This is a genomic window from Staphylococcus sp. GDY8P54P (assembly GCF_017892645.1).
Lineage (GTDB): Bacteria > Bacillota > Bacilli > Staphylococcales > Staphylococcaceae > Staphylococcus > Staphylococcus ureilyticus.
This window is the reverse complement of the sequence record NZ_JAESLN010000044.1, coordinates 1-11,064: the sequence shown is the minus strand read 5'-3', so window position 1 is coordinate 11,064 and position 11,064 is coordinate 1. Positions and strand designations below refer to the sequence as shown.

The following is an 11,064-nucleotide window of genomic DNA, read 5'->3' as shown; positions in this document are numbered from 1 at the left end:
TTATATGATTAGAGTGTACCCTAATCATGTAAAATATTGAATTAGTTTACTATTTCAACATTTTATTACGAATATCTTGTTTATCATTTTCATTTAATTCTGCTAAACAATGATAAAGATACTCGAAATGTAGCAATAATATTACTGCATTTTGTTTTGTTCCATACTGATTATCATAACCATGCATAATAGAATGTCTATTAATTTCATTCATCCTTTTTTCACCAAATTCAAAATTTCGTTTTAATTTAAATTTATAATATTCTTTGATTTTGACGTAATCAGCATCAACATAATAATCATGCTTAGATTTGTACTTGTTTATCGTTTCCTCAATTACAATATTAAAGAGTCGATAATTAGTTCTTCCTTTATAATTCACTGAATTGAATATCATACCTTCTAATCTTGCTAATAATGCAGGTATTATAAGATAATAATATTCATGCTTATATCCATCTAAAATCTCTTTTAATATAGTAATATCTTCTTGAGGTAGTTTGTAAGTGGTTACTTGGCTTTTTAAATGATTAAAATGAATTTCATCAAAATACCTTGTCATTATCAAATTAATATTTTCTTTAGTTACCTCCTGATGATTTGAATTCATTTCAACATAATTAACAACTTCATTTATATCTACATAATCTATTGGCGGATAATCATAGTTAATAAAAATTGAATTTACTGTAGTTGTATTATCAATAAAACTATCTAAAGCATCTTTAAATTCATCTAAGTTAGGTATACTTTTAGCTAAAACTTCTATTGATTCAGATATTTTCTTACTGTATTTAGAATTTATATCTTTTATTGCTTCGGATATTTTCTTGCTAAATATAGAATTTATATCTTCTATATTTTTATGCATTCTATTAAAATTTAATTTATCTAGTATGATATGTTTACTAAAATTATTCTTCATTTTAATTTCCCTTCTTAATTTACATAATGACCGTTATCGTTAACTTTTTTATTTTAAATTATTGTTTATCAATATTTATAAAAGCTATAGAATCAGTATTTATAAATAAGAAATCGCCGCCATCCGGAATTTTTATAGAAATGCTATTTGTTTTATCTTTGACTACTCCTTCTATATCTTCAATGAGCCTATTATAAGCATTTTCACCTAATACACTTTTTATAATCGCATATTGCTGGTCACTATAATTTAACACCTATTGTTATTCTTTCTTCTTCATATGTACTCACAGCTTACCTACCTCCAATTTTGGATTTTTTTAATATAGTATACTCTTCTGCTAATTTAATCACTTTGCATTCCTACCAATTATGATGTTATAATGCACTTAACAAAGTTATTAAGCATAATACACCAATCCCCTCACTATCGGAAGTAGTGAGGGGATTTTTTAGGTGGTTGGCTAAAGGTCGCCTATTTTTTCTTATCGTTGCGATTGCGTAGCCAATGCGCAAATAACGCTACGATACAACCACTCGCTGCCGTGGTCGTGATGTGAACAAAGTTATCAAGCATAATTACACCTCCTCTCTACGTCAACTTGACGCCTGAGAGATAGGCGACTCTATAATTATATCATCTGTAAACATGTAAGCATATATACTTCCGATAAGTTGAATTATGAAAACCACTTATAACAGAACATATAACAAAAAATATTAGGAAGTTAATCCTCACAAATATTAAGTTACCATTATCGCTTTAATAATCTGTATTTCTTATATATTTTATACACAAATGTAAGTTACACATGTGTTAATTACATTTGTATAACTTACACATCACTTTTCTAATTATTTGCATACTGTATGCAATATATACCTAAAAAGCCTGTTGAAATAAACAATTAAATAAATATACAAGTTTACTTATTTAACTAATGCCCAATCATTTTTATCAGAGCAATGAAGTACATTTGTGTAATATACACAAATGTACTTTACACAAATATATTTTACACATATATTAATAAATAATGCTTTCAACACTGTATTTCATTACATGCAAAAGCTTATCACTATAACACATAAATCTTCGATTATTTTATTAAATTTTATTGTTTCGATATACTATAAATGAAGTAATGAGGTGCTAAATCTTACTTTGAGAACTAAAATACTTTGCTGAGTGTTTATAAAGCCTAAGTGAAGTATTTCATATAGACTATTCCTTTCTCTGATCCTACTATCAAGCTAATAAATGCTTCATAGTAGTTTTTTTGTTACTCAAAATAATTTTAATAGATAGATTCAATACATTTTACTTTTTCCTGTCTTCTTAAGAAAAAAACATTGGTTTAACTGCAATCATTATCAATTTCCTAAATGTCATAACATCTTCATAAGACCATTTAATATCAGGATTTTGAATAACTAAATCATATAATCTTTTTATCTCTTTACCCATTTCTTTTTCAGTATATAAATCACGCTTTTCCGATAAAGGACGCTCCTTATTCTCAATCATTTTTTCATCCCATTCTATCCTGCGACTATAAGCCCAATATAATTTAGTTACAGTATCTAACCAACCATTTTCTAAATAATAGTTAATTGTATAACTTTTAAGATGTATGATTTTAAACTCATCAATTGTATCCTTTTGGGGTCCACCAGATCCTCTAAATTAGTGGGTTCATCTAAAATTTCGGCCCCATATTTTTCAACTGAAATACTAGAAATTGAATCATAAGTTGCTTTAATTTTTTCCGATACATCTACTTCAATAGAGTAATCTCCTATTGAAAATGATTTGATATTTTGAAACAAATTATGGATGTCTTTTTTAAAAAGTAATATAAATATCAATATAACTATAGGGAAAGAAAAATGTGAATACAATAATTTTAACATCTCATATACAAAAGAAAAAAAGTTCATTATATATCCTACCTTTTTTTAATTAGACTTATCATAGTACTAAATACTCTATAAAATTTTAAAAGTTTTTATAGAATATATTCCTCTGTTTTTCAAACAAAAATACCATAAATATTAATATTCTACTGACTCAAGCAATGCTAAAATTTTATCTTGTTTATTCGCAACTTCTTTTAAAACTTTTGTATTTTGTGCTTGCTGATGTGACTGTTCTGCATATAATTTTTGATAACTTTCAAGTGGATCTAATAACTCTAAAGTCTCTAAAATTAATTTGTTTCTTGATATATTTTTATCTTTAGCCAATCTACTTAATCGATCTAACAACTCACTATCTACATCTCTAATTAGTAAATCTTTCTTCATTATTTTGAACTCCTTTTTTTTAAATTTTTTACTTATTTTTTTATGTTTTACGTACATATACTTACTAAGGTTATTTTGAAATTTAAACTAAATCCAGAATGATATTAAAGTATTATGCCTTCAAAAAAGGGTGTCTCACCTTTGTGACATTTTCTATATATCGTGTCACAAAGGTGAGACAAACACAATATGTTGTGTCACGAAAGTGAGACATTTCTATTTTTTTGATATCATAACACAAACCATTTAAACCCTTGGAATGTCTGGCTTAGCCAGACCTATCATTTCAAATGATAGCATATTCTCCTTATGCTCTTACCAAATATTTACCGATTTTCACGTTTTTTCTAAAACGCTCATAAAATCCATATAGTTTTTTTACTTACATGGTATGAAAAACATACCGAATCAAACATTTAAAACACTAATTTTTATATTATATTTAAGATGTATCTATAACAAAAGGAGTGTTCAAAATAAAACTAAGTTATAAACTAAAAATGGAACGTCTTAACGAAGAACTATCTCGAAAGAAATTGGCAAAATCACTTAATAAATATTTTAAAACGAAATATTATACAGAGAGAATAATAGGTATCATTGAAAGTGATGAGACTTATTTAAAATTTGATGTTGTTGATGAAATGTGTTGCTTTTTTAATTTAACAATTCAAGATTTACTATATAAAAAATGGCCAGAATATAATCAGGATTTCACTGACTACTTCCAAAATGAAACTACGAAATATTGTCCTTTGCCTGATGAAAATAGAACACGAGTTCATCAATTTTCTCAGCTTATATCTCATTTTAATTTAGTTAATAAACAGGATTGGATTTCATTCCCCAAGTATGATTTTATCCAAAGAGTTTATTACGATTACTTTGAAAAAAATGTTATTGATTACTCAACATGTGAAATAGCTTTAAATACTTTTAAGTTCCATTATCCAAATTATTTATACAAAAATAATAGTGGTTTAATCATTAAACATGATTCAGCAGGTATATTATCTGTTACCGATCATCGTGATCCTATATCGAATGATGCATTGAAAAATGGCGTTGAAAGAATAGAGCATGCCATTGGCTTATTATTAGAAGTCAATACCCATAAATATGATCAAGGACTATTCACATCCCATAATATTGAAAAGTTAATTGAATACTTTAGGTGTCATAATATTAGCTTAAATAACTTAAGTTCTAATACATTAATCCCTTTATCAACATTGAAAAATTTATATAAAAATCCTAAAAAGTTATACTTTAAAGATATTCAGACACTATGTAACTATTTAGATTTTCCAATCAATGAGATTTCAAATTATACTAGTGACATTCAAGATAATATTGACGCTAAAAATATAGGTGAACATCTAGCAAAGTTAACTAACACTGGTGAAATTGAATCATTTAATCAACAATATTATCTAACGTCACAAGAAACTCAATTACTCATTCCTAGCTATTGTTATGAATCATTTATACGACAAATGAAAAAAGACTTAAATAGAGGCAGTGATGAGACAATGCTTTTCATGGAATTTAAGCATTTTATTTTTCAATGGCACTTTTTTAATAAACTTAAAATTTTACTGTCTCAAAAGTTGAACGGAAAAATTGGTAGAGATCTCTTTTATATGTTTATTAAAACGGAAATAGAATCTGCATTAGGTAATAAGCTTTATCCAAGTAATCCAGTTAATCTATTAGGCACTTTAGCACTAAACAGAATTTCAAAGTTTGATAATACAAGTAATAAAGAGCTTCAAGAAATCATAGAAGAACAATTCAAATAACTATCAACACACTTATCACTATAATGATGTGTATACGTATCAACATAAACATAACTACATTCATACACATACCTATATACACCAAATTTTATAGTACTTTATTTACGTATAAAATTTGGTGTTGTTCTATAGTATCAAGACAAGAAGAAACTCGTTTCTAAAACCATAATAAAAAAACAGTAATACCAAAAAAATATATAATCAAAATACAATCAAAAAGGAGGATCTATATGAAATTTAGAAAAATTCAAAATGAAGATTATACTGCTTGTGCTAAAAATTTAGTTTCAGCTTATGAGGGAGCTCCATGGTATAATAAATGGACTGAAAAAGAAGCATTACTTAGAATTGAAGCCACAATGAGCGGATTTAATTCTAAAAGATATGTAATCGAAGAAAATAATAAAGTAATCGCAATGTGTATCGGCAGAATAGATTATTATTTCAATGGCATGAACCAATTTTGTATAGATGAGTTTCATGTTATACCTAAATTTCAAAAGAATGGCGTAGGTAAAAAATTAATAAATTCTGTCTCTGATTCACTCAAACTTGATGAAATATATAAAATTTTTCTAATCACGGGCGGAGAACTAGCAGAAAATTTTTATAAAAAAAAACGGCTTCATGAAATCAGAAGAAGGAAGCATGTTGGAACTCCAACTGTAGAATTATGACTAAAAATTAAAAAAAGAGATGTGAAATTAGATTCACATCTCTTTTTAACTATCACTTGATATCTATTACTTTTCTTTGATTATTCTCAGTTTTCGGTAAATCTACAGATAAAATACCATCTTCAAATTTAGCCTCAATATTATCTTCATCTATATTATTAAGTGAATACATTCTCTTCACGTTACTATAAGATCTTTCTTTTTGAATGACTTTACCTTCATCATCTTTTTCTTCATTTACCTGATTATTTTCAGCAGAAATTATTAGCGTCCCATTTTCATAAGAAATATCTATTTGGTCTTTTGAAAATCCTGGAAGCTCTGCTTTTAATTCATATCTATCGTCTTTTTCACTAATATCAGTTTTTATACCTTGTTCATTAGGAAAATTACTAAAAAATTGTCTTCCAAAATCTCTAAACAATTCACTAGGTGTCATATCAAAATAATCTCTTCCAAATGGTTTTAAACCATAACTCATAACGATCACTCCTTATAATATTTAACCTATTTTTTGATTAATATTTTTGACATAATCCAAATCATTTAAATACTCTTCCTAATTACTGTTGAATTCGAATTNNATATATAACATAAAGGTCAAAGTTGGTCAATGAATTTTCTCGGCATAAATGCGTGGTCTATTTATTTTTCTTTTCTCCAAAATAGTAAGATAAAAACACTCCAATACCACTAATAAAAACTGCAATAAAAATCCCAATCCACGTAAAAATAGACATAGAAAACGCTCCTTTTTAAGTAAACTCTATCACAAGAACGATTTAAATTTAAATACCTTTATTTTGAATTTTAAGGGGGTATTTTAAAGATTTAGGGGTAAATCATATAGTTTTATGCCTAAAAACATATATAAGCTCTTAAAACGCAAATATGAGCCAAATAAATATATGCTATTTCCAAAAGCAAAAATTTGAGCAAAACCAGTGTCGATTTTTTACGACACTGCCCAGTTACATGCAAATTAAAATTTGCATAGTAAAACTGGTCAACCATGCCGATTGAACGCTATAGTTCCCGCCGGGGCAAAAAAGCATAAAAAAACGCTAGCTTTTAAGCTAACGTTTTTGCCTTTGTTTTATAATTTGACCAATTTTTACAATAGCTATTAAAACCAACATAGGTACAATTCCAAAGATAAATGCACTTAACATATTACAAAACTCCTAATTTTTTAAGTAATAATTTTGTTTTTTAAAATGCCAAATTGCCGTAATTGAATGCGCCTTTTCTTCTTCGTCTGTTGTTTTATCTTCGTCACTTGTATTAATTAAATTGCCGTCTTCGGCATCATCTAAATTTAAAATTTTATGTTTTTGTTTTAGCAATCCACCCCAACTCAACATACGTTTTCGGTCTAAACCTTTTTCCAAATCATTCACGATTGCTTGATTTCTTTCATCATCATCATTAAAAAAACAGATGACTTAACCGAATATTTTGAGGTTGCTTTGATTGCTGTAAGATCATTTGAATTATTCGTTAAAGATATTGTACTTAGTCATGTTTTGACGGCGCATATACAGTGCATGTATTTCTTCAAGCTCAGCTTTAATCGATTGCATCAAATAACCCTGCATAGCTTCAACCGTTTCATTTTTCTGTAGCAACATCGCTTTAAATCGTTTTAAGACACTGACAAGTTCGAACTCCACGTCTTCTAAACGATAATATGTATCATGGGCGTTATTAAATGATTTTTTCCCTTTGAGTAAAACACTTTTAATAATACGAATTTCTCTAATTTCAAATTTACTTAAATAATCTTGAAGTTGTTTTGGTAATTCTTCAAGGAGTTGGAACTTAAGCGCATCATTATTAAATTCAGTTTGTTGATGATTTGTATGATTCGAATGAGCGTTTTCAGAAATATTGTTAGGTGTATCATTCAAATCATTCGTATCATTGTTCTCAGTCTCTATATAATCAGTATTACTAAATTCAGTATCATTAGGGTCTAAGTTTTGGGATTCTGGAGTCCCATCATTTGGGATTCTGGAGTCCCATTGTTTGGGATTCTGGAGTCCCATTATTTGGGAGTCCTTGATATTACTCGATTCGTCATCGTTCGAAGTACTATTTTGTATTTCTTTTTCAATAGTTATATTCGTTTCTATTTCATGAAGATATAGTTTGTTCGGTCGATTAAACCCGGTTTTAACTTGTTCCAGTAAACCAACCTCTTGTAACTCTTTTTTTATTTTAGTTATTGTATTTTTACTTTTATCTAACACTTCTTGAAGATTTTCATTAGTAAAAATAAAGTATATATCTCCATTTTGATCTATCCAATTATTTTTAATAGATAAACTAACTCTATCATTAAGAATTGCATAGGTAACTTTAGCACTATCACTTAGCTTTTTATATTTTTCGTTGATAAATAAAACTTTATGTAGCATATAGAAATTTTGATTGGCTTGATTTTTTATATTTTTTCTAGGCATAATAAAAACCCCTTTCCTATTAAAGTTTTGGATAGAGGTAATAAAACATTACAAGAACACATAAATTTTCTGCTTGCACTTTGATGATATAGTTGTATATAATACAGATATCAAAAGATTTATAAACGTGCTGCAACGTTTTATCACCAAACCCCGACTATTACCAGTAGTTGGGGTTTTGTCATGTTAAGGTTATTATATCACTTTGAACAACCTTATAAAAGGGAAAATGCAGGATTATCAAAGGTTTATAAAGGGTTTGTAAACCTTTGATAAAAACCATCAACCCTTTATGAACCTTTGATGAAACGATTGACGGGAACCGTTTTTAATATTGTAATTACTTTATTATCAAGCTTTATGAGTTTATACTGTTTTATAAAGGGTTGATAAACATTTTATAAAGGGTTGATGATATGAGAAGCGTGAAAGCTTTGAGTGAAGAATTAGAAGTTAGTAAGCAAACAATTTTTAATAATATTAAAAGATTGAATATAGAAACAATAAAACAGGAAAACACTTCGTTTATTAAAGAAGATAGCGACATAGAAAAAATAGTTCAAAGAGTAAATGAAAATAAGAAGAAATATGGATTTGAAAATGTTGCTGAAAGTAAACAAAAAAAAGACCCAGATAATATTGACGTTGAATCTAAAACTGATGCTCAAATAGTGGAGATTCTTAAAAACCAGATTGATACTTTGAATAATCAAATTGAAAAGCAAGAAAGTCGTCATGAAACAACAATTGAATTTTACAGAAAAGAGTTGCAAGAAAGGTCGAAATTGCTTGAAAATCAACAAGTATTAGCATTAGAAAGTAATAAAAAGATTAAAAAATTAGAAGATCAATTAGAGGAAGAAAGACGACTTAATTATTCTTTTGATACGTCTGTTAATGAGAGACAAAATGTTAATGTACAAGAAGCAACATTTACTGGAGAGTCTAAAGATACTGATCAACAACAAGAATGGGAACAGCCTACAGAGGTTCAGTATAAAGATATACCTGAAGAGAAAGAGAATGAAAACCTCAATGAAGAACCATCCACAATAGACGATAAACAATTCGAAGAAATAGATAATGAATACGAAGATAAGGAAGAAAAACCACCTAAAAAAGGTTTCTGGAGTCGGTTGTTTGGTAATTAACACAATAAAAAGCGCTACAAGCTCATGAACTTGTAGTGCTTTTTTATGCTAGAACTTCTGATAATCATCGATTATGTAAATTAATTTGACTACCTTTGGGTTTCTCGTTACCTTAGATGTAGTTTTAGAATTTTTTGTACTTGGCCTTTTTATAAATCAAAATGCAGACACTAATATTTATGGTAATAATCTAGAAAAGAGTGGAGTTTAATATTATAAACTAGTGTATTTTTTAATTTTGATTTATGCATTTTTTGTTTGATAATTAATAGGCAGTATGTCATTGAAATTAAAAAATCTGAGGAAGTGAAAATAATTGGAAAATACTATTTTTCAAAAGAATAAATGGAGTTTTATTGGTGCTACTTACGCTTTTTTAATTATTATGATGGGTACGACAATTCCAACACCATTATATCCAATATATAGTGAAACTTACGATTTATCTCCGTTACTCATAACAATGATTTACGCAGTATATGCTATAGGTGTCATAGGTGGATTATTAGTGTTTGGTCAATTATCTGATCGCATCGGTAGGCGATATATATTACTCCCTGGTATCATTTTATCAGCACTTAGCGCATTAATATTTCTATTCGCTGATAGTTTGCTAATGCTGTTTGCTGGGCGTATAGTTTCAGGTTTATCAGCAGGATTATTTACAAGTACTGCTACTGTAACTTTAGTTAATTTAGTCCCTCAAAACAAAAAAAGTATAGCTTCAACACTTGCTAGTCTAGTTAATATGTTGGGGTTAGGACTAGGACCATTATTATCAGGCGCATTAGTTCAATATTTACCATTCCCCATGCGCTTAATATTTATTATAGATTTTGTGACACTTATTCCGGCATTTATGGGTGTTTGGTTTATGACAGAACCTATTCAAAATAAACGTCCTTTTAAATTAAAAGTTCAGAGATTAAGTGTTCCATCAGAAATGAAACATACTTTCACTTATGCTGTTATACCTGTATTCGCTGGTTTTTCCATGCTAGGTTTATTCACGTCAATCTCTCCTAATTTTTTAGAAGAAACACTAGGTATTCATCATAAAGCAATTATAGGTATTGTCGTTTTTTTAGCATTTTTTGCTTCTGCCATGGGCCAACTATTATTTAAGAGTATAGATGATTATAAAATTTTAATTGTTGGCAGCATAGCTCTTATTTTAGGAGTTGCTTGCGTTGGTTTATCTTTATTACTTTATTCTTTAGCAATCTTAATTTTAGGAGCAATTACTTCTGGAATTGGACAAGCATTCAGTTTTCGTGCAGGGCTTTCTTTAATTAATAGTAAAGCACCTACAAAGAAACAAGGTGAAGTTACATCTAGTTTTTTCACTATTGCGTATGTAGCACTTTCTATACCTGTTATTGGCGTAGGTTTACTTGAGGGAGCATTTGGCATTCAAACAGCAGGTATTATTTTTAGTATTATTATCATGTTATTATCTTTCTTATCTTTGACGCTTTTATTATTAAGCAAAAAAGAATCAAGTGATTAGTTTCATGAAATATTACGATATTATTATTAATTCTATTTTACTTTTTATAATTTCATAATTTTATGAAAATTAAATAGAAAAGTAATAATTAAGGTCGTGAAAAAACAAATAAAACATTAGATATTAACAATAAAAAAGTTAAAGTACATAACTTCCAAAATTCTTATGCTGCTTGTAATCTTCCTTATGCTAAAGGTTAAGAAAAAGTTGGTTCTGTTGCAAAGTAAA

11 protein-coding genes and 1 pseudogene are annotated in these 11,064 nt (G+C 28.0%); 4 read left to right on the top strand and 8 right to left on the bottom strand.

All coding sequences use genetic code 11. The annotated features are described in order from the left end of the window. Positions 1–49 precede the first annotated feature (49 nt). The 5 genes from KA883_RS12735 to KA883_RS12715 form a co-directional block, all read right to left on the bottom strand. On the bottom strand, positions 50–925 hold the full coding sequence (locus KA883_RS12735; RefSeq protein WP_210129206.1) for a hypothetical protein: 876 nt from the start codon (positions 923–925) through the stop codon (positions 50–52). Positions 926–983: 58 nt separating this feature from the next. Beyond that, positions 984–1,181, bottom strand: a complete 198-nt coding sequence (locus KA883_RS12730) for a hypothetical protein (protein WP_071561892.1) — start codon at positions 1,179–1,181, stop codon at positions 984–986. Positions 1,182–1,399: 218 nt separating this feature from the next. After that, positions 1,400–1,501 (bottom strand): type I toxin-antitoxin system Fst family toxin, encoded by a 102-nt coding sequence (locus tag KA883_RS12725; protein WP_002495781.1) that lies wholly within the window; start codon positions 1,499–1,501, stop codon positions 1,400–1,402. A gap of 762 nt (positions 1,502–2,263) precedes the next feature. Beyond that, positions 2,264–2,452 (bottom strand): hypothetical protein, encoded by a 189-nt coding sequence (locus tag KA883_RS12720; protein ID WP_203217289.1) that lies wholly within the window; start codon positions 2,450–2,452, stop codon positions 2,264–2,266. 527 nt (positions 2,453–2,979) lie between these two features. After that, positions 2,980–3,231 (bottom strand): hypothetical protein, encoded by a 252-nt coding sequence (locus KA883_RS12715; RefSeq protein WP_238929026.1) that lies wholly within the window; start codon positions 3,229–3,231, stop codon positions 2,980–2,982. A gap of 500 nt (positions 3,232–3,731) precedes the next feature. Here KA883_RS12715 and KA883_RS12710 point away from each other — a divergent pair, with 500 nt between their 5' ends. After that, a complete protein-coding gene (locus KA883_RS12710) occupies positions 3,732–5,033 on the top strand; it encodes a helix-turn-helix domain-containing protein (RefSeq protein ID WP_204172137.1) in 1,302 nt (433 codons plus the stop codon). A gap of 230 nt (positions 5,034–5,263) precedes the next feature. Beyond that, complete coding sequence (locus KA883_RS12705; protein WP_245337609.1) at positions 5,264–5,710, top strand: GNAT family N-acetyltransferase; 447 nt, start codon at positions 5,264–5,266, stop codon at positions 5,708–5,710. A gap of 52 nt (positions 5,711–5,762) precedes the next feature. Here KA883_RS12705 and KA883_RS12700 read toward each other — a convergent pair whose 3' ends face one another. The 3 genes and pseudogenes from KA883_RS12700 to KA883_RS12690 form a co-directional block, all read right to left on the bottom strand. Next, positions 5,763–6,191, bottom strand: a complete 429-nt coding sequence (locus tag KA883_RS12700; protein WP_204171298.1) for an Hsp20/alpha crystallin family protein — start codon at positions 6,189–6,191, stop codon at positions 5,763–5,765. Between the two features lie 703 nt (positions 6,192–6,894). Next, positions 6,895–7,187: pseudogene (locus KA883_RS12695) on the bottom strand (protein rep); the annotation flags it as partial. A 16-nt stretch (positions 7,188–7,203) separates the two neighbouring features. Beyond that, positions 7,204–8,175, bottom strand: coding sequence for a replication initiator protein A (locus KA883_RS12690; RefSeq protein ID WP_194375763.1), 972 nt, complete (start codon positions 8,173–8,175; stop codon positions 7,204–7,206). A gap of 416 nt (positions 8,176–8,591) precedes the next feature. Here KA883_RS12690 and KA883_RS12685 point away from each other — a divergent pair, with 416 nt between their 5' ends. Then, on the top strand, positions 8,592–9,326 hold the full coding sequence (locus KA883_RS12685; RefSeq protein WP_194375764.1) for a DUF536 domain-containing protein: 735 nt from the start codon (positions 8,592–8,594) through the stop codon (positions 9,324–9,326). A gap of 316 nt (positions 9,327–9,642) precedes the next feature. Further along, the gene (nms, locus tag KA883_RS12680) at positions 9,643–10,836 is read left to right on the top strand and encodes a multidrug efflux MFS transporter Nms (protein WP_042743114.1); all 1,194 of its coding nucleotides are present in this window, start codon (positions 9,643–9,645) and stop codon (positions 10,834–10,836) included. The last annotated feature ends 228 nt before the right edge of the window (positions 10,837–11,064 follow it).

What these genes read in the sequence shown, in the direction of transcription:
- KA883_RS12710 (WP_204172137.1), top strand. Translation starts at nt 3,732, where the DNA reads ATGGAACGTCTTAACGAAGAACTATCTCGAAAGAAATTGGCAAAATCA.
- KA883_RS12720 (WP_203217289.1), bottom strand. Translation starts at nt 2,452, where the DNA reads ATGATTGAGAATAAGGAGCGTCCTTTATCGGAAAAGCGTGATTTATAT.
- KA883_RS12725 (WP_002495781.1), bottom strand. Translation starts at nt 1,501, where the DNA reads ATGCTTGATAACTTTGTTCACATCACGACCACGGCAGCGAGTGGTTGT.
- KA883_RS12705 (WP_245337609.1), top strand. Translation starts at nt 5,264, where the DNA reads ATGAAATTTAGAAAAATTCAAAATGAAGATTATACTGCTTGTGCTAAA.
- KA883_RS12690 (WP_194375763.1), bottom strand. Translation starts at nt 8,175, where the DNA reads ATGCCTAGAAAAAATATAAAAAATCAAGCCAATCAAAATTTCTATATG.
- KA883_RS12715 (WP_238929026.1), bottom strand. Translation starts at nt 3,231, where the DNA reads ATGAAGAAAGATTTACTAATTAGAGATGTAGATAGTGAGTTGTTAGAT.
- KA883_RS12735 (WP_210129206.1), bottom strand. Translation starts at nt 925, where the DNA reads ATGAAGAATAATTTTAGTAAACATATCATACTAGATAAATTAAATTTT.
- KA883_RS12700 (WP_204171298.1), bottom strand. Translation starts at nt 6,191, where the DNA reads ATGAGTTATGGTTTAAAACCATTTGGAAGAGATTATTTTGATATGACA.
- KA883_RS12685 (WP_194375764.1), top strand. Translation starts at nt 8,592, where the DNA reads ATGAGAAGCGTGAAAGCTTTGAGTGAAGAATTAGAAGTTAGTAAGCAA.